The sequence below is a fragment of the Desulfosporosinus metallidurans genome (assembly GCF_001936615.1).
Lineage (GTDB): Bacteria > Bacillota > Desulfitobacteriia > Desulfitobacteriales > Desulfitobacteriaceae > Desulfosporosinus > Desulfosporosinus metallidurans.
The window spans coordinates 67,470-87,056 of record NZ_MLBF01000010.1; the positions used below are offsets into that span (position 1 = coordinate 67,470).

At 46.0% G+C, this 19,587-nt stretch carries 19 protein-coding genes; 3 read left to right on the forward strand and 16 right to left on the reverse strand.

Annotated features, from left to right (window positions below; translation table 11 throughout):
• The first annotated feature begins 3 nt into the window (after positions 1–3).
• Positions 4–1,212 (forward strand): vWA domain-containing protein, encoded by a 1,209-nt coding sequence (locus tag DSOL_RS08990; protein WP_075364530.1) that lies wholly within the window; start codon positions 4–6, stop codon positions 1,210–1,212.
• A 546-nt stretch (positions 1,213–1,758) separates the two neighbouring features.
• A complete protein-coding gene (gene trpB, locus DSOL_RS08995) occupies positions 1,759–2,943 on the forward strand; it encodes a tryptophan synthase subunit beta (protein WP_075364531.1) in 1,185 nt (394 codons plus the stop codon).
• Positions 2,944–3,052: 109 nt separating this feature from the next.
• On the opposite strand, the gene mltG is transcribed toward trpB, so the two are convergent.
• The 15 genes from mltG to DSOL_RS09070 form a co-directional block, all read right to left on the reverse strand.
• Positions 3,053–4,072, reverse strand: coding sequence for an endolytic transglycosylase MltG (gene mltG, locus DSOL_RS09000; protein WP_075364532.1), 1,020 nt, complete (start codon positions 4,070–4,072; stop codon positions 3,053–3,055).
• Between the two features lie 26 nt (positions 4,073–4,098).
• Positions 4,099–5,430, reverse strand: a complete 1,332-nt coding sequence (locus tag DSOL_RS09005) for a VanW family protein (protein WP_075364591.1) — start codon at positions 5,428–5,430, stop codon at positions 4,099–4,101.
• 218 nt (positions 5,431–5,648) lie between these two features.
• Positions 5,649–6,101 carry a large conductance mechanosensitive channel protein MscL gene (gene mscL, locus DSOL_RS09010; RefSeq protein WP_075364533.1) on the reverse strand — a complete coding sequence of 151 codons (453 nt, stop codon included), beginning with the start codon at positions 6,099–6,101 and terminating at the stop codon, positions 5,649–5,651.
• A 258-nt stretch (positions 6,102–6,359) separates the two neighbouring features.
• Positions 6,360–6,677 carry a DUF1292 domain-containing protein gene (locus DSOL_RS09015; RefSeq protein WP_075364534.1) on the reverse strand — a complete coding sequence of 106 codons (318 nt, stop codon included), beginning with the start codon at positions 6,675–6,677 and terminating at the stop codon, positions 6,360–6,362.
• Positions 6,678–6,740: 63 nt separating this feature from the next.
• Positions 6,741–7,163, reverse strand: coding sequence for a Holliday junction resolvase RuvX (gene ruvX, locus DSOL_RS09020; protein ID WP_075364535.1), 423 nt, complete (start codon positions 7,161–7,163; stop codon positions 6,741–6,743).
• A 226-nt stretch (positions 7,164–7,389) separates the two neighbouring features.
• A complete protein-coding gene (locus DSOL_RS09025) occupies positions 7,390–8,331 on the reverse strand; it encodes an aldo/keto reductase (protein WP_075364536.1) in 942 nt (313 codons plus the stop codon).
• Positions 8,332–8,425: 94 nt separating this feature from the next.
• Positions 8,426–8,677, reverse strand: a complete 252-nt coding sequence (locus tag DSOL_RS09030; RefSeq protein ID WP_075364537.1) for an IreB family regulatory phosphoprotein — start codon at positions 8,675–8,677, stop codon at positions 8,426–8,428.
• A 73-nt stretch (positions 8,678–8,750) separates the two neighbouring features.
• Positions 8,751–11,381, reverse strand: a complete 2,631-nt coding sequence (gene alaS / locus DSOL_RS09035; RefSeq protein WP_075364538.1) for an alanine--tRNA ligase — start codon at positions 11,379–11,381, stop codon at positions 8,751–8,753.
• A gap of 184 nt (positions 11,382–11,565) precedes the next feature.
• On the reverse strand, positions 11,566–12,597 hold the full coding sequence (locus DSOL_RS09040; RefSeq protein WP_075364539.1) for an AI-2E family transporter: 1,032 nt from the start codon (positions 12,595–12,597) through the stop codon (positions 11,566–11,568).
• 405 nt (positions 12,598–13,002) lie between these two features.
• The gene (locus DSOL_RS09045; protein ID WP_075364540.1) at positions 13,003–13,197 is read right to left on the reverse strand and encodes a hypothetical protein; all 195 of its coding nucleotides are present in this window, start codon (positions 13,195–13,197) and stop codon (positions 13,003–13,005) included.
• A complete protein-coding gene (locus DSOL_RS09050) occupies positions 13,194–13,688 on the reverse strand; it encodes a PRC-barrel domain-containing protein (protein WP_075364541.1) in 495 nt (164 codons plus the stop codon). Before DSOL_RS09050 ends, DSOL_RS09045 begins: the two co-directional genes overlap by 4 nt.
• Before the next feature lie 74 nt (positions 13,689–13,762).
• The gene (gene mnmA / locus DSOL_RS09055) at positions 13,763–14,872 is read right to left on the reverse strand and encodes a tRNA 2-thiouridine(34) synthase MnmA (RefSeq protein ID WP_075364542.1); all 1,110 of its coding nucleotides are present in this window, start codon (positions 14,870–14,872) and stop codon (positions 13,763–13,765) included.
• Between the two features lie 7 nt (positions 14,873–14,879).
• Positions 14,880–15,257, reverse strand: a complete 378-nt coding sequence (gene nifU, locus DSOL_RS09060) for a Fe-S cluster assembly scaffold protein NifU (protein WP_075364543.1) — start codon at positions 15,255–15,257, stop codon at positions 14,880–14,882.
• A gap of 13 nt (positions 15,258–15,270) precedes the next feature.
• Positions 15,271–16,461, reverse strand: coding sequence for a cysteine desulfurase NifS (gene nifS / locus DSOL_RS09065; protein ID WP_075364544.1), 1,191 nt, complete (start codon positions 16,459–16,461; stop codon positions 15,271–15,273).
• Positions 16,462–16,503: 42 nt separating this feature from the next.
• Positions 16,504–16,956, reverse strand: coding sequence for an RrF2 family transcriptional regulator (locus DSOL_RS09070; RefSeq protein ID WP_075364545.1), 453 nt, complete (start codon positions 16,954–16,956; stop codon positions 16,504–16,506).
• Between the two features lie 155 nt (positions 16,957–17,111).
• Between DSOL_RS09070 and DSOL_RS09075 the strand changes: the two genes are divergently transcribed.
• Positions 17,112–18,419 (forward strand): replication-associated recombination protein A, encoded by a 1,308-nt coding sequence (locus tag DSOL_RS09075; RefSeq protein ID WP_075364546.1) that lies wholly within the window; start codon positions 17,112–17,114, stop codon positions 18,417–18,419.
• A 1-nt stretch (position 18,420) separates the two neighbouring features.
• Here DSOL_RS09075 and ltaE read toward each other — a convergent pair whose 3' ends face one another.
• Complete coding sequence (gene ltaE, locus DSOL_RS09080; RefSeq protein ID WP_075364547.1) at positions 18,421–19,452, reverse strand: low-specificity L-threonine aldolase; 1,032 nt, start codon at positions 19,450–19,452, stop codon at positions 18,421–18,423.
• Between the last annotated feature and the right edge of the window lie 135 nt (positions 19,453–19,587).

The window sequence follows — 19,587 nt, forward strand, 5'->3', positions numbered from 1 at the left end:
AATATGTATACAAACTTTTTTTATCAATTACGACGTGAGGGTGTTCCTGTTTCGATAACTGAATGGATGACTTTGATGGAAGCACTTAGTGTCGGTTTAGCTGAATCAAGTCTATCAGGGTTTTACTACCTTGCCAGAGCGGTCTTAGTTAAGAGTGAAAGCCACTTTGACCAATACGACCTAGCCTTTCAGTCGTATTTTCAAGGGATTGAAACCCCTGAACAATTATTAGATCAGGTTTCCGAATGGATGGCCAATCCCTTGCCCGCCAAAATGTTTTCCGAAGAAGAACGAAACGAGCTCTTAAAGAAACTAGGTTTACCCGATTGGGAGAGTTTAAAAACCTCTTTGGAAGAACGTTTGCGCAAACAAGATGGACCTCATCACGGTGGAAACACTTGGATCGGTACAGGAGGGACCTCGCCCTTCGGGCACTCTGGGTTTCATCCAGGAGGAGTTAGAATCGGTGGGGATTCACACGGTCAATCCGCAGTCAAAGTAGCAAGCGAGCGAAATTACCGGGATTACCGCAGTGACACGACCTTAGGTGTGCGTCAGTTTGAAGTTGCATTACGTCGTTTGCGCCAGTTTAGCACCCGCCTTGATGGGGTCAAAGATCAACTTGATTTAGAGGATACGATTGATGAAACCTGCAAGAATGCTGGGCAATTAAAGCTCGTTTGGACAAGGCCCCGCAAAAATTCAGTCAAAGTGATTGTAATGATGGATGCGGGTGGTTCGATGGTTTCTTATGCCAAAATCTGTAGCCAACTCTTCTCCGCTGTGCACAAGTCTTCCCATTTCAAGGATTTGAAGTTCTATTACTTCCACAACTGCATCTATGATCTTCTGTATTTAGATGGTTCTTGTAATCCACGCAAAGCGATCAAAACTGAAGATATTTTACGTTCGCTTAATTCAGATTACAAAGTAATCATCATCGGGGATGCGTCCATGGCTCCCAGCGAACTCATGATGAGCGATGGTAACATCTTTTGGGATTTAGGAAACGATGAACCCGGAATTACTTGGTTACAGCGTATCGCTAAGAAGTTCCCCTATAACGTCTGGCTCAACCCTATTCCAGAGGGGTATTGGGAACGAGTTCACGGGTACCAAACCATAAAAATGGTGCGCGACACCTTTCCCATGTATGAATTAACCTTAGAAGGTCTCGATCGGGCCATTAAAAAATTAATGGTGCGGAAGTAGAACGGGCAAAAGCCATCTCGCCCCGTCTCGCTTTTAAAATCTTTTACCTAACACCCCTTGACGAAAGCTTTCTGCTATATTACAATACAGAAAATCATAGCACAAGACAATGACGAGAATTAGTACGTCTTTGAGGAATGTTTTAGCGAGTCAGAGAAGGTGAAAGTCTGATACAGTTCCCGTAGACCGAATGGATCTCAGAGTCGTAATCCGAACACGCTAAGCGTCAGTAGGTGATACCGGGGGTTTCCCGTTACAGAAACACGGATATCGAGAGGCCGACTCTCCGCATCTGCTTAATTATACCAAGCAGAAAGTATAAATTTCGGGTGGCATAAGTGCAACTAAGGCGACCGCCTTCGCTGAGGCTTGGCGCTAGCCAAGTTTTCTATATGCACGAGATTCGTATCCTTCTTCGTATCTAAGTTTGAACTGCGGGCATTTACATTTTCTATGTAGAGCCTGTACGAAAAAGGTGGCATAATGGAAATCAACTTTCCGTCCTTCTAAAGGGCGGAGAGTTTTTTTATTTACAAAAATCATGAGATGGAGGGTTCTATGATGGAAAAAGGTTATTTTGGTGAGTATGGCGGAAGTTTTGTTCCACCCCAATTACAAGACGCCCTGAATCAATTGGACGATGCCTTTGAAACGTATAAGGATGACCCAGCTTTCAATGAAGAGCTCGACTATTATCTGCGTCAGTATGTCGGCCGCCCAAACCCCCTCTACTATGCGGAAAAGCTTTCTAAACAATTAGGGGGCGCGAAAATCTATCTCAAACGTGAAGATTTAAATCATACCGGTGCGCATAAAATCAACAATGTCCTTGGTCAAGCCTTGCTCGCCAAACGCATGGGCGTCAAACGGGTCATCGCAGAGACCGGAGCTGGGCAACACGGCGTAGCTACAGCCACAGCCTGTGCCCTTTTTGACATGGAATGCGTTATCTACATGGGAGAAGAGGACACAAAACGCCAATCCCTTAATGTCTTTCGCATGGAACTCTTAGGAGCTAAGGTGATCTCGGTTACAGCTGGATCTCGCACCCTGAAAGATGCCGTAGATGCAGCCCTTGGGGATTTCGCCACGAACTATGAAACCACGTTTTATATGCTTGGCTCTGCCGTAGGGCCCCATCCCTTCCCAACACTCGTCAAACACTTCCAGTCGATCATTTCACGAGAAGCACGCCAACAGATCCTGGAAGCCGAGGGAAAACTCCCGGATGCTGTCATGGCCTGTGTCGGCGGTGGAAGCAACGCCATCGGCATGTTTGCTAACTTTATCCCCGACCCAAGTGTCAGACTTATTGGAGTTGAACCAGCCGGCTTAGGTCTTGAAACAGGAAAACACGCCGCTCCCCTCTCAGCCGGAGCACCCGGAATCGTGCACGGCTTTAAATGTTACGTCATGGCAGACGAACAGGGCGAACCCCTCGCCACCCATTCCATTTCAGCAGGTCTAGACTACCCTGGCGTTGGACCCGAACACAGCTACCTCAAAGACATCGGCCGTGCCGAGTATGTAAGCGTAACAGACCAGGAATCCCTCGACGCTTTCCACAGACTTTCCAGGACCGAAGGCATAATCCCCGCCCTGGAGAGCGCACACGCTGTCGCTTATTCATTCAAACTCGCCCCCACCTTAACCCCAGAGCAAATCATCATCGTCAATCTTTCCGGCAGAGGAGATAAAGACGTTCAGCAAATTTTAGAAATGTCTAAATAACCCCAATAAGGACCAGAAAAGTGGCTTAGCGCATTCACTATAACGTCCATTCCAGTTCGCAGCAACGGAGTTTCGGGATGAACGTGCAAAATCCATCTCGCTAGAACCCTCACTGATACAATTTTACGTTTTTCAAATGCTCCGCATACGTTTTAGCAAACGCATGATAGCCATCTTTTTTGGCCACATAGTACAGAAAATCCGTTTGAGCCGGATACAATGCCGCTTGCAGGGAGGCATGTCCTGGGTTGGCAATCGGTCCCGGCGGCAATCCTAAGTTAAGATATGTATTATACGGAGAGAGAATCTGAAGATCCTTGTTATAAAGTTTTGGTTTTGGATTGCCCAGCAAAAACTGAATTGTGGCATCAATTTGAAGGGGCTGGTTAATCTTTAATCGATTCATGATCACCGAAGCAATCAAGGGACGATCCGATTCTTTCACCGCCTCTTTTTCAACCAGAGAGCCTAAGGTAACCCACTGAGGAACGGAAAGTTTCATAGTATCAAGCTGTTTCTGCACTTCCGGCGTAACCTCTTTCGAAAACTGTTGGAGGAGCATATCGATCACTGCATGCGGACTTGTTTTATCATCGATTGCGTAAGTATTGGGAAATAAATAACCTTCTAAACGGTGAATTCCTTTTGGTGCACCCTGCAGAAACGGATACGAAAACGAGTCCTCCATGACAACTTTTGTAAACTCCTCTTTACTACCAATCCCCTTCTGCACCAGTAGCCCGATAATTTGTTCTGTGGAATACCCTTCTGGGATGGTCACTCGGATATCAGCTAAGGCTGAACCCTTGAGTAAGATTTTAATAATTTCGTCAGGAGACATGGCCGGAGAGAATACATAATCCCCCACATAAATCTTGAAATTGGTTTGCTGGGTACGGGCTAAATACTTAAACGCGAATGCACTGCGTATAAGATGACGCTGCTGTAATTCTTCTGCCAATTGAGATGCTGTAGTCCCCGAAGCAATCGTGATTTTCTCACTGTTACCTGAGGTGGAGTAAGGCTGTGTGGCCCAATTCCACCAAGCTAAATATCCTAAGCCCCCAATTATGAGAACCAGAAAAAATCCCGTAAATTTTTTCCACCGTCTTTTCTTTCTCGGGGACATAGTTTCATCTCTCTTTCAAACATGCTTTAAGAAAGGCCTCGAGCACCAACGCGTAAAATGCGATTCGTGGGAGCATAGGAATCCCGACTTAGGAACTGCTTTGTCTCTTTTCCAGTACCATCACGCACGACCTTCCAAGTGTTTACTATAAGGCCCTTGGCACCTGTCTGTTCCTGAACAACCAGACCCGAGGCCAGATTTCGATCTGGCCTCTTTTCCGTCTTATAGTTTATTTCTTTCTCAACTTGTCGTTCAATACGTACGGATTTGTCCGTCTTCTTCCCCCAAATTTGGAGAGTTAGAATACCGTTTTTAACGTCTGACCGCAAATAAAGCAAGTTGGCCGTATCATTTTGGAACTTGAAATCAAGATTAGGATAATTAACCGTTGCATCTTGACCCGCAGCAACATAACTTACAGCTACAGCATGCGGCATCCGTTCTACCACTTTTAAATTACCTAAGAGTACGGCATTATAAAGGGTCGAGGACACCTGGCATACGCCCCCTCCTATTCCTTGCACATACTCACCATTGACAATTACGTAGGCATCTTTATATCCTGTTTCTGGTTCTCGAGGACCGACTGTGTTGTTGAAGGAAAAAATCTCTCCTGGACGAATAACTTTGCGATCCAAAGCCTTGGCAGCCACAACCAAATTTGCGGACCTGTTTTTCTCTTGGACAGCAAACTTCGTAGTATACTCTCCTATAACGGTATCAAAGGCTAAAACCTTGACCGCTTCTGTGCTAACTGATGCTGGCACCTCAACCATCGGTATGCCAATCCGGCTCGGAACCTCGCTTAATGGAGCCTTTTGAATAGTAATAATCAATTTATCCGTATCAACCGTCCGACCGCTCTCTGCCGGCGTAATGACAAACTTGTCTTTTTCAATCTTATAGGCGGCATTTTTAGCTGGTCGACTAAATTTTTTAAGTTTCTCCTGAAGGGATTGCTTGTCTTTGACCGTATCGACTTTCAGTACGCTCTGCAGAGCCGTTCCGGGGTTACGCGCGATATCGTCCATCGTCTTCTGCTGATCCAAAGCAATGCCCATGTCTTTCAACGTAATTGGCATCTCTGTTTCATTGTACAACAGGACACGGGTTTCTTCCAGCTTGTCCTTCGCCCATTCCTTGATTTTCTCCTCCGCTTCAGAAGCTGAACTGCCACTTAGATCCAAATCGTCTACTTTAGTCCCCTCTGGCAGTAATTCAATTCCCCCCCTCTCTTGATTCTCTGTCGTTTGATTAGAAAGTATCTTAGCCTCAGGGGGCTGGCTTGAAGGAGGGGTGCATCCTCCAAGCAGTAATATCAAAAAAGGAACCGTTAAGGCCTTAGTAAGGGCCCACATCCACGATTGTCTTGTGTACTTCTTTATCACCGATACCTCCTCTTTTTAAACGTTAGTATTTCCGTAGTGTTCCACGATTATCTCTGAAATAATTTACCCTTTTAGAAAATAACGCAGTGTATTAATGGGACGTAAGAAAGTAGGGCAACACAAAAGGTAACCCGCGACTCTTCTTAGCCATAGGTTACCTTTTTGTGTGATTAGAGCAAATACTAAGCTTAAAATTTCGTGGCAGGATTGAGCATTGAGGTACAATGAGGACATCGTGTCGCTGCAATCGGGATTTCCGTAAAACAATAGTCACATTGTTTCGTCTTAGGAGCGACGACTTCTGCTTCTTTCTTTTTCGTTAAACGACTAAGTTGCTTAATTACAAAGAAAATGGAGAGAGCGACAATCAAAAAATCTATAATGTTATTGATAAAAAGTCCATAATTCAAGGTAGCGACTCCCGCTTTTTTTGCTTCATCCATCGTTTTGAAATGTCCATTACCAAGAACGATGAATAAATTGGAAAAGTCAACTTTTCCTAGCAAGATCCCCACTAACGGCATAATCATATCATTGACGAGAGAGGTTACGATCTTCCCAAAAGCGCCACCAATCACAACACCTATGGCTAAATCAACAATATTGCCTTTCATTGCAAAATCTCTAAATTCTTTCCACACGAAACTCCATCTCCTTACCATAAATCGTTTCATTCAGAAAAAATGTCTAAACCCATATAAGATAGAATACCACTTCTAGTCTAAAATTCCGAGTGCGAATTCAATTTTTGTTGCTTTTTTGTTGAATCATCCCTTAACTGAAGTATTTGCGGCTGAAAACACGGAAAGGAATTCGGCAGATGTGAGAACTAGAAGAACTCGCCGAGATGCTCTCAGCGAGTTCTTCTAGTTACCTATACGCATGTAAAGGTTATTCTCTTATTCTTCTTCGGATTCTACCAAGTTCTCCCAAGCGTCAGCCACTTTTTCCCACTCTTCATCATCTTCGATGTCAAGTAGCATTTCGCCTCCCTCAGCATCTTTGCCGAGTTTAAGGATAATAGCCTCATCGGCATCCTCATCTTCGGATTCATCTTCTGAGATAGGCATCAATACAAAGTATGTCGAGCCTTCAAGTTCCAAGGTATCGAGATGGAGAAACTCGTGGTCTTTTCCCTCATCATCTGTGAGAACGACTGTGTCAAACTCTTCAGCGTCACGCTCATCATGGTCGTGATCATGTGGATGTTCAGTCATGTGATTCACCTCTTATTAAAGAATATGGTCATTGTACTATTGTAGGTAATGATTGTCAAATAATCATAGTTGCCTATTTTTAGACTGCCGACGATCGAGATACCCTTGCAGTATAAAAACAGCCGCCATCTTGTCTATTACAAGCTTTCGTTTAGCGCGCGACACATCCGCTTCAAGCAGCGTCCGCTGTGCAGCCACTGTGCTTAAACGTTCATCCCATAACTCCACCGGAAGCTCAAACTCCAGACGCAAAACCTTGGCAAACTCATCGGTCAATTCACAACGGGGTCCCAGAGTTCCATTCATATTTCTAGGATAGCCTATTACGATCTCGTTAACCTCATATTCGCGAATGAGTTCACGTAACTCATCGAGCTCCGTCTTTGAACGCCTGATCGTCTTAACCCCCTGAGCCGTCCATAATAGAGCATCACTTACTGCCACCCCAATGGTCTTCGACCCAAAATCCAACCCCATAATCCGCATGATATCCCTCCAAATCAACCTTACCCATATCTCCGTTTCCCAGCCTCTCCTATCAAAGCAAGAGCCGAGGTGAATTTGCTGCATCCCAAGCACCCTCACGACTAGACCCCTGAGCAGGGGGAGTTGCGTGCCGGAGCTGAGCGTCAAACGACAGTGTGCGAAGCGAAGCGAAGCCCACCAGCTCCCCCCAACATGCACACCCTCGTCGTGCCTCGGTCTTCCTACCTTACACAATCTTCAGGCAAAAGTGCGGACAAACTCTCCCGCAATACCCACAAAGCACACACGCCTTATTATCTACTACGGCGATCTTTTCAATACTCAAAGCACCCTGAGGGCAGGCTTCCAAGCAAAGCCCACACCCTTGGCACCAATCTGCAATATAAAGTTTTCGCTCTCTGTGCTTAACTTTTTCCCTCAAGTTCCTTGGAACCTCTTGTCCAGACAACAAGAGAAGGTTATAATCTACTTCTTCCCGGCTAGACATTCCCAAGGCCATCCCTTGCACTCCCGGAACCCCTCTGACGAAGTTTATAGCCTTTTCCGGGTCATGACTTAAATGCCCACCCCCGAAAATCTTCATAGCGTAAATCCCGATGCCCAATTCCGCGGCAAATGAAATAGCTTCGAGCATTTCGTCTAACGTTCCATCAATAATTCCTAGACCCTGATAATTCAAAATGGGATGAATCACATCAAGACCAGGTTGGAGCGCTCCAGCCCTAACTCCAGCCACAGCATGCGTGGAAATCCCAATCCGGCGCACGATACCTTTTTCCTTAGCCCTTAAAAGTTCTTCCCAAGCCCTCGAATGCCCTTTCAGGGTTAAAGCGCTTTCCTGTTCATGAAGCAGAAAAAAGTCAAGTGTTTCACGTTTGAGAGCGGTTCGCGCCTTTTCCAAACTGAGCCGCATTTCCTCGGCCGAAACAGAGTAAGATTTACTGATAATTTGAACGTCCGGATAGCCCTCAGTTGCCTTCGCAATTTGTGCATAATTGTCATAGATTTCCGCCGTATCAATCCAATTAATCCCTTGTTCCAGTGCGTACCGCAGAACGGAAGCTCCTTCCGCTTCCGTTACACGTCCCTGTAACGGAGATATGGCCAAGCTTCCAAAGCACACCTCCGAGACTTCAGGCCCCCATAAGCCAAGCTTAACTTGACGCATATTCGATTCTCCTTTCGAATCAGAAGTTCATGGTTAACGCTTCCTAAACGTCGAAACCCTCACCACATCCAGTGAGGGTTTCGGTACGACACAATTATTTGGCTTGCAAATAGGTTCTGACTAGTTCTTCGATTAACTCAAAGCGTTCAAGTTTACGAATCATCGCTCTCGCCTGATTGTGGCTAGTAATATATACAGGGTCGCCGGACATCAAATAGCCAACCATCTGGTTTATAGGGTCATACCCTTTTTCCTGCAAAGCGGCATACACCTTCTGCAAAATATCGTGGGCAGAAACGTCCTCTCCCACAGCCTTAAACATCATGGTTTCTTCCATTCGATCCAATTTCCTGTCCCCCTTTCGCCATCCTCTGTTCGGTCTTCTCAAAGGATATTCTTGGCGTCCCTGCAGTTTTCCTCTATTTTTTAAGAAATCCCCGGAGAATTGTTGGGACGCGATCGATAGCTTCACCTAGTTTTCCGGGATCTTTTCCACCAGCTTGGGCCATGTCCGGACGACCACCACCACTGCCCCCTGTAATCTTGGCCACTTCTTTAATAATCTGCCCGGCATGAAGCCCACTTAAACCTGTTGGACTAACGACCGTTACGAAATTAACCTTTCCTTCGCTCACTGCCCCCAAGACGATAACCCCGGTTTTAAGTTTGGGACGTAAAAGATCCGCCATTTGACGAAGGCCCTCCATATCCGAGACATGCACCTGAGCAGATATGACAGGAATCCCTTCGATCTCCTGAACACGCTTGAGTAACCCTTCCGCTTCATTCTTGCCGAGCTTTGCTTGAAGTTGTCCTATTTCCCGTTCAAGGTCTTTAACTTGAGCCACCAGTCCGTTGACACGCTTACCCACTTCTGTAGGCTGAGCTTTAAGGGTTTGGGCAACTTCCATCACCTGCTCATCAAGAGTGCGAAGATAGGCTAAGGCTTCTAATCCGGCTACCGCTTCAATCCGGCGTAGGCCTGCCCCGATCCCCCCCTCGCTCAGGATTTTAACGAGCCCAATTTCTCCCGTGTTTTTGACATGAGTCCCCCCGCACAATTCTTGACTGAACATCCCCATGCGGACGACACGAACAGTCTCTCCATATTTCTCCCCGAAAAGTGCCGTAGCTCCACTTGATTTTGCCTCGGTTAACGACATTTCCGTCGCATCAACTGGCATATTCTTTAACACTGCTTCGTTAATAAGAGCCTCTACTGCCCTCAGTCCATCTGGGGTCAACGGAGAAAAATGAGTAAAGTCAAACCGCAGGCGCTCCGGCGTCACTAAAGACCCCGCTTGCTGAACGTGTTCCCCTAGAACGGAACGCAGGGCAGCCTGAAGGAGGTGAGTTGCACTGTGATGGCGAGTCGTGGCCTGACGCTCAAGGTTATTAATTTCCGCTTCCACTAGTTCACCAACGTGGAATACCCCTGTCGTGACGCTGAGGCGATGATAAAGGGTCCCAGTGACACCTTTTTTCACTTCAAGCACTCGAGCCTCAGCCCGAGGAGTTTTGAGCACTCCGACATCTGAAACCTGACCACCGCTTTCCGCATAAAACGGAGTCGCAGAAAGGAAGACCATAACTTCTTCCCCTTCTCCGACGTCCTCCCTCTCCTTGCCATCGACAAACAAACCCTCAATCCTGACAGACGATGAAATTGTATCATATCCCACAAAAGGCGTAGCTCCTAAGTGTTTTGCCTTTTCCATTAATTCTGGGCTTTCAACCACTGCACGCATTTTTTGAGATTGTTCTTTAGCCCGCAGGCGATGCTCCTCTGCTGACGTTTGAAAAGCGGGCATATCCACGGATAGACCTTGTTCGGCAAGCATTTCTTCCGTTAACTCCGCTGGGAAGCCATAGGTTTCATAGAGATAGAAGGCATCCGGTCCGGTTAAAACCGTCTTTTCTTTTTTTAGAAGTTCCTTGACCTTTTCCTGCAACATTTGCGTGCCTTGCTCCAGAGTTGCCTGGAAGTTCTTCTCTTCCAAGCTTAAATGGTTCAAGATAAAATTCTCATTTTCCTGAAGTTCCGGATAGGCATGAGCATAGTCCCTTTGGATAATTCTAAAGACAGATTCTAGGAACGGTTTTTCAATCCCTAAGAGTTTGGCATACCGAACAGCGCGGCGTAGAATCCGTCGGAGGACATACCCTCGGCCTTCATTATTGGGCCTAATTCCATCAGCCAACATAAACGATACCGCCCGAACGTGATCCGCTACCACCTTTAGAGCCATGTCACTTTTGGGATCATCTTTATAGTTAAGTCCTGCCAATCCAGCTACATAGTCAATAATGGGACGGAAGAGATCCGTATCAAAATTGGTCTCAACCCCTTGCATGACAGACGCGATTCGTTCTAAGCCCATACCTGTATCAATGTTTTGTTTCGGAAGAGGGGTTAACACACCCGCTTCATCCCGGTTATACTGCATGAAGACCAAATTCCAGATTTCCAAAAAGCGATCACAATCACAACTACCCGCGCCACAATCGGGCTTGCCGCACCCTCTTGCTTCTCCAAGATCAACATAAATCTCTGAACAGGGTCCACAAGGACCCGTAGGACCGGCTGCCCAAAAATTCTCAGGATCCCCTATGATTCGTTCGGCCTTGACGCCGGCCTTCTCCCATATCTTTTTCGCGTCTTCATCTTCTGGGTAGATCGTCACCCAGAGTTTTTCAACCGGAATTTTTAATACTTCTGTTATATACTCCCAGGCCCAGGGGATTGCTTCATTTTTAAAATAATCTCCAAATGAAAAATTTCCTAACATTTCAAAATAAGTATGATGGCGGGCTGTTTTACCAACCACTTCAAGGTCGGGGGTACGAACACATTTCTGGGCTGTCGTGGCGCGCGGAAAGGGGGGTTCGACCCGACGTTGAAAATAGGGTTTGAAGGGAACCATGCCCGCGACCGTCAACAAAAGAGTCGGGTCATCTTTGGGAATAAGCGAGGCACTGGGCAGAATTCTGTGTCCCTTAGCCTTAAAATATTTAAGAAACATGTCCCTTAATTCATTTCCTGTATACATTCACGACACTCCTTTAAAATTCCTAAAAAAAATAATCCCAAACCCTATATCAATCAGGGACGAGATTTTTCACGGTACCACCCTGCTCTTTTTACGGGCTATCGATACTTTTATTTCCATTTGTTTTACAAAATTCCCATCGTTTCTAAAGTATATACAGGGGATGTCTTATTTGTCAACAACATTAGACCTTAGTCGAAACCAACCTAAAATAAATATGATTAAAAACGACTCGGATCACTGCCGCTAAGGGGACTGCCAAGAACATTCCCCAAAATCCAGCAAGTTCTCCACAAGCTAAAAGGGAAAAAACGACCCAGAGTGGATGAAGCCCCACGCTTTCACCCATGAGCTTAGGGGAGATGATGTTTCCCTCGAGTTGTTGCACCAATAAAATGATCAAAGCAACTTTAAAGGCCATAACTGGGGACTTCGTTAAGGCTAACAAAACAGAAGGCACTGCCCCGAGCACAGGCCCGAAGTACGGAATAAGGTCAAAAATCCCACAGATCAAACCAATTAACAAGGCATACTCCATCCCCACAAGTTTAACACCAATCCCTATCAGTATCCCTACAATCACAGCGACAACTAGATTTCCTCGTACAAATTGCCGAATCACATGATTAATGTCTTGCCAAAGCCTTCGCCATTCCATTCTCCAACGTTGAGGAATTATTCGAAAAAAGCCTTCTCCAAGGACTTTCCAATCTGCGAGAAAATAGATGGCAATCACAGGGGATAATATGTAAAGTGTAACCGTAGACAGCGCACTAGGCAAATTTGTCAAAAACGAATTAAGGCGATCAGCAATAATTAGTTCTCCCTGACCCAAATGTTGATCTAATACAAGTGCCACACGACTGGGTAAACCCGTCGCTTTAAACTGTTCACGAAACCCATCGATCCTTTCTGTGATCGACTGAATCGTATTTGGTAAAATCACCGCTAATTTACTAAGCTCATTATAGATAATCGGGAGAATGAGAAGAACGGTGGTCGCCAAAACAACAACAATCAAGATGAACACAATCGCGATTGACTTATTTCTACTAATCCGCAACCATTCCAACCCTTCAACTAAAGGGTTCAACAAATAGGCAAGTACAAAGGCCAAGAGGAACGGACCCAAAATCGCTCTCACTTTGAAAAGGAGTAACAGTCCCAACAGTAGACAAGCTCCGGTGAAAATCCATTTCCATTTCCTAAAGTTCATCTTATCCTCCCTTAAATGCAAGAAATGCAAGAAACGCAAGAAGCGGGGACGGTTCTTCAACTTGCATCTAACACCCTGTTAAGTCCGATGAGTTATAAAGAAAACTTGGCTAGCGCCAAGCCTCGACGAAGGCGGCTGTCTAGTTGCACTTATGCGCCGGCCAAGGACTCGAACAGAACGTTCGAGGCTAGTGCACCGCCAAGGATGGCAAGGTGCCGTGATGGCGAGAAGGGACCCACCAGAAATTTATACTTTCCGATTGGTACAAAAGAAAAGCGGGCCGAAGGGCGCGCTTTTCTTTTAATGATTCAAGATCGTTTCATATCTTACATTGACCCCTAGTCTAGTATCTAGTGCCCTGTTGCATCCAAAAGGTTGACTTTGCCTCTTTAAATAAATTGTGAATTATTCCAAAGCAGCGCCAGAAATTCCAGTATCCACAGTTGGGTCATCCCAAGCCACTAGAGAACCATCTTCTGCCAGATCGTAAATAACCACTTTGTCAGTTTGTGTCGTAAATTCAACACAGCAATCCCAGCAATAAAATTGCTCCACTCCTACTTTACCAATTGCACGTCCTGAACAAACTGGACAGTTCATGATCGTACCCCCCCTTCATTTGCTTGATCCAAGGGGGATACTTGGTTATCAACGATTAATACATCTTTTCCATCGATCATGACATGGGGCCTCATAATAGTTCCCCGGCCGTGAAGAAGGTCAGCAAAGAGTCCGTCAGAAACCTCGAATCCTACCATTTTTTCTATGGAATCATCGAGAAAAACATCTTCGATCGTACCTCTTGCTTCTCCACCTTGGGTATAAACTTCATTCCCCACCTTGTCAGACCATCTTGTCCCCTTAAGTTCTTCTACCATTTTTTCACGAACGACTAAGGCATCCTTACCAACCGTTTCAATAGCTTTTCGAGGAATTCCTTTTGTCGATTGGAAGAAGTGCCCGCCCTCTAAGAGAATTCCAACAACCTCATCTTTGTCATTGTCAAGAATAAGGTCTTGTACCCACCCAACTGAGTCCCCATTTTTCAGGTCCAAAACAGGTAGTCCAATAATCTCTCGCGTGCGTCGCATTAGTTCCTCCACCTCGCTAAAAGAATTCTATAACTACTTTGCCCCGTAGCTCTACAATTTATGCATGCGCCGACTTAACGTCGGCCTCGAGGATCGGAAATTATTCTTCCTCCACCAACTACTAAGTTGCCTTGATAAAAGACGACGGCTTGCCCCGGGGTCACCGCACGTTGCGGTTCATCGAAACGCACCATGACTCCATAGTCTGCCTCGATTCCTCCGGGGTATATCGTTGCGGAAGCACCTGCTGAGTTATACCGAATTTTTGCTTCAACTTTCAGAGGTTCTTTCAAATCCGAAAAGGATATCCAGTTTAGATCGTCGGCCCAGAGCGTATCAGTATAAATATCCAGGTCTTCTCCTAGAACAACCTCATTGCTGACAGGATTTAGACCCACTACAAACATTGGTTTGCCAAATGTAACCCCGAGGCCCTTACGCTGCCCTACAGTGTAGTGAATGATACCTTGATGCCTACCTAAACTCTTCCCTGAAAGGTCCACAAAATTTCCTGGTTTAATTAAGTCAATTGACCTTTCTTGGACAAAAGAAGCATAATCATCGTTAGGAACAAAACAGATCTCCTGACTGTCTGGTTTATTGGCTACCCCTAAGCCCCGTTCTCGGGCCATGTTTCGAACTTGATCTTTTGTATACTCTGCCAAAGGAAAAAGAGTATGGGCCAGCTGTTCCTGTGTCAACATGTAGAGCGCGTAGGTCTGATCTTTGCGCGCATCTGCACTTTTACTTAAGAGAAACCGTTCACTATCCGGATCCCGTAACACTTGTGCATAATGACCGGTTGCAATGTAATCTGCCCCCAGTCCCCGAGCTTTTCGGAGCATCTCGCCAAACTTAACATGCCTGTTACAGGCTAAACATGGATTTGGTGTCTCTCCAGCCAAATAAGACTGTGTGAAATAATCCACCACCGTCTTCTCAAAATACGAACGAAAGTTCAGGATATAATGAGGAATTCCCAACAAAAAGGCAACCCGCCTGGCATCATCAATGGCCGAGTTAGAGCAGCAGCCCCCTTCCACCTCAGGGCCTGTCGATTCCCAAATCTGCAGGGTAACCCCAATGACATCGTAGCCTTCTTCTTTGAGCAAAGCGGCGGCCATGGAACTATCCACACCGCCGCTCATACCTACAACTACTTTTGGTTTCGTTGTTAGACCCATACTTCATCTAGTCCTTTTTCTGCTGTTTATCATGATAATCTTTAATCGCTGCATGAAGTGCATCCGCAGCCAAATTCGAACAGTGCATTTTTGCTGGTGGAAGTCCCCCTAAGGCCTCTGCCACAGCAGCATTAGAGATGACCAAAGCTTCATCAATGGTTTTTCCTTTAACCATTTCCGTGACCATACTGCTCGTGGCGACCGCCGCACCGCAGCCAAAAGTTTTAAACTTCACGTCTTTAATAATGTCTCCGTCAATGTCTAAATAAATACGCATAATATCTCCACATTTTGCGTTACCGACTTCGCCGACTCCATTAGCATTTTCAATTTCACCGACATTTCGTGGATTCGTAAAATGATCCATTACTTTTTCTGTATACATTTTTCTTCACTCCTTATTGTGCTTGTTTCTGTTGCCTAAGAACCTGATCATAAAGCGGCGACATCATGCGCAAACGTTCTACGATTTTCGGCAATTGTTCAAGAACATAATCAATCTCTTCTTCCGTGTTCTGACGACCTAAGGAAAAGCGAAGGGATCCGTGGGCAATCTCGTGGATAAGACCCATAGCAAGTAATACGTGAGACGGGTCGAGAGAGCCCGATGTACAGGCCGAGCCACTTGAAGCGGCAATCCCCAGCATGTCAAGCGAAAGAAGCAACGATTCCCCTTCAACATACTGTATACTTACGTTAACGTTATTCGGTAAGCGATTTTCCCCAAGAGGTCCGTTAACTTTAACGTAATCAATACTCCCTAAGATTCCGTTCATCAGCTTGTCGCGTAATTTCTCCTGGTGCTCAGCGTCTTCAGCCATTCTTTGCCCTGCTAGTTCACAGGCTTTGCCAAATCCGATAATTCCAGGCGTATTCTCTGTTCCCGAACGACGTTTCTTCTCTTGGCCTCCTCCGTGAACCAAAGGCATAACCCGTACCCCTTTGCGAATATACAGTGCTCCTACCCCTTTTGGTCCGTAAATTTTGTGACTCGACACTGTTAACAAGTCTATATTCATTTCTTGAACGTTAATGGGGATCTTCCCGAGGGACTGAACAGCATCGACATGAAACGTAATACCGTGTTCCCTGGCCAATTTACCAATTTCAGCAATCGGCTGAATCGATCCCACCTCATTATTTGCATGCATCACACTAATCAATATGGTATCTGGTCGAATAGCCTTGCGCACATCTTCAACCGAGAGAATTCCTACTTCATCGACGGGGATAATCGTTAAGTCAAACCCATTCTTTTCTAGGTATTCACAGGTTTCTAATACCGCGTGATGCTCGATACAAGATGTAATAATATGCTTTCCCTTTTTGCGAAGCGCTTCTGCTGTGCCAAGAATAGCTAGATTATCCGCCTCAGTTCCACCGCTGGTAAACGTCACTTCTGAAGGTGTGGCTCCAATTAACTCTGCCACTTGGCTGCGAGCCTGCTCCAAGGCTTGTTTAGCCTCTCTACCAAAGCTATGAACACTTGACGGGTTTCCATATTTTTCGGTATAATACGTCATCATCAACGTAGCCACTTCTGGATCAACCGGAGTCGTAGCACTATGATCTAAATAAATACGCTTCATGGGGCTCCCTCCCGACATATAATTTCTTTGGAAATCAAAGGGTTAAATATAGTACATGTATAAACTTCTATCCGCTTCGCGCTTTTTGGCATCTTCAAGCATCGTTTCGAGTGTAATGGAATCGAGAACATCTGCGATGGAGTCTCTGACTTTCTCCCAAATTATCCTAGTAGGACAAAATTCTGCCTTAGAGCAACATTCCGGGTCCTCCTCAGATACACAATCAGTCGGCGCAATCGGCCCTTCCAACACGCGAATAATATCCCCAACTTTTATTTTATCTGGCTCTTTACCCAACAGATAGCCCCCCTGCGCCCCGCGAACACTCTTAACGAGTCCCGCTTTACGCAAGCCAGAAATAAGCTGCTCTAGATAATGCTCAGAAATATCCTGTCTCTCCGCAATGCTTTTCAATGAAATTGGGCCTTCGCCCATATGTTGAGCTAAGTCAAACATAGCCTTGACGCCATACCGACCTTTGGTCGAGAGTTTCAACACTCTCACCTCTTTTCCAAGAGATAAATCCTCTTTGAACTCTTTGAAGATCTTTCATTCATATCTTATAAAAACACTCGGGATTTGTCAAGAGTATACCCAACTAATTTACTAAAGTTTTTTTCTAATCAAGCCCAGAGGAAGGAGCACCAACTATGGATCTTTTTTCCGCAACCTTTGATCAACATCAAGTCGCTCCCCTCGCAGAGCGCATGCGCCCAAGAACGCTCGATGACTATATCGGTCAAAATCATATCCTTGGACCAGGGAAACTCCTACGAAGGGCCATCGAGGCAGACCGAGTTTCTTCATTAATCCTCTACGGCCCACCTGGAACTGGCAAAACAAGCCTTGCGCAAGTTATCGCGGCCAAAACTACCTCACGCTTCGTCCGCATCAATGCCGTCACCTCAGGCGTCAAAGATCTTCGTGAAATCATTACACAGGCTGCTGATGATCTGCATCTTTATGGAAAGCGCACTTTAGTTTTCTGTGATGAAGTCCACCGCTTTAATAAAGGTCAACAAGATGCCCTTCTCCCAGCTGTTGAGGACGGAACCATTACCTTTATTGGAGCCACAACGGAGAATCCCTTCTTTGAACTTAACTCTGCGCTCCTTAGCCGCTCCACGCTTTTTCGACTCGAACTTCTCACCCCACCAGAAATCCGTCTTGGTCTTGAACACGCCTTGAAGGACGTAGAACGTGGCCTAGGTCGTTTTCAAGTCGATATTAACTCCGCTGCCTGGGAGCACTGGATAAATTATGCCAACGGGGATTTACGACGCGCCCTAAATGCCTTAGAGCTAGCCGTTCTGACTACCCAACCGGAAAACGGAGTTCGTCATATTTCCCTCGATATAGCCGAAGAATCCATTCAACAAAGGGCTATTAAATTCGATAAAGCAGGCGACAATCATTATGACATCATTTCCGCATTTATCAAAAGTATGCGTGGCTCAGACCCAGACGCCGCACTCTACTGGCTAGCCGTTTTACTAGAAGCTGGAGAAGACCCACGTTTCATCATGCGCAGGATCATTGTCCACGCATCTGAAGACGTCGGCCTCGCTGATCCAACGGTCATGCTTCAGGCCCATGCCGCCGCCAATGCGCTCGAATGGCTTGGACTCCCTGAGGCACGAATCCCGTTAGCCCAAGCAGTTTTGGCCATCTCTACCGCTCCAAAAAGTAATAGCGCCGTCGCAAGCATCGACCGCGCCTTGGCTTATGTAAGAAAACATCCGACTGGAGAAGTGCCCGCCCATCTAAAAGACAAGCACTACTCTGACGCTGATAAATTAGGGCACGGGCAAAACTATCTCTACCCTCACTCCTACCCCAACCACTGGGTTGCCCAAGCCTATCTCCCCCCAGAAATTCAAGGAGAAACCTTTTATGTCCCTTCAGAAATGGGACAAGAATTCCTTCAGAATCCCAAAGGATCTAATAAAGAACGTTAGATTAATTCATCAAGCGTTTTAAAGCATCTACTAGCTTATCGGCATCTACTTTCCCAACATCCTTATGGGTGACAAAGCGTACGGTCTGAGGCCCAAAATCCGAGGCCAAAATCTCTTCGGTAGCCAAGGCCTTAACGAGTTTTTCGGCCGTCCCCCAAGCCGGGTCGACTTCAGCTAGAACGATGTTTGTCTTTAAGCGGTCCAAAGCAACCGTTAAATGCTGAATACTAGAAAGCGCCCGCCCAATCTCTAACGCTAAGGTATGGTCATCTGACAATCTCTCAGTCATGCTCTTCAAGGAAACAATGCCCGCTGCGGCCAAAATCCCTGCTTGACGCATCCCTCCACCGATCATTTTGCGCCACTTTCTGGCTCGTTTAATGAATTCTGTACTTCCGGCGAGAATCGACCCTACCGGTGCCCCCAATCCTTTGGAGAGACAGAACATCACTGAATCAACTGGAGCCGCAAGCTCGGAAACATGACAATTCTGAGCAATTGCTGCATTAAACAAGCGGGCGCCATCCATATGGACATGAAGCCCCCGTTCTCGGGCGGCTACGGCAACATCATTTATCTGCTCAGGGGTCCAAATTGTTCCCCCTGCCCGATTATGAGAGTTTTCAATACAAAGTAGCGTGGGATTTGGAAAATGAATGTTTTCTCCTCGCAACGCTTTACGCAGAGCATCTGGAGTTATTACTCCGGCATTTCCCGGAATGAGACGAGGAATCACGCCAGCTAAGGCCGCCATGCCCCCGACTTCATAATAATAAATGTGTGCTTCCGATTCCATCAGCACCTCATCCCCACGTTTTGTATGGGTTAAAACAGCCACTAAGTTTCCTTGCGTCCCACTCGTCACGAAAAGAGCTGCCTCTTTGCCTACTTTTTCAGCGGCTAAATGTTCTAGATTCTGGATGGTCGGATCTTCTCCGACTACATCATCTCCTACCTCAGCCCTATACATTGCTTCACGCATCTCTGGAGTCGGCATCGTCACAGTGTCGCTGCGAAAATCAAGCTTTTTCATTTCCACAATCCTTCTCCCCTTTACTTCTTGCTTTAAAAAAACTTCCACTTCGATAAAGAAAACTTAGCTAGCGCCAAGCCCTAGTTGCACTGATATCACCCGCAATTGATACTTTCTAATTGGTACCAAGAAAAG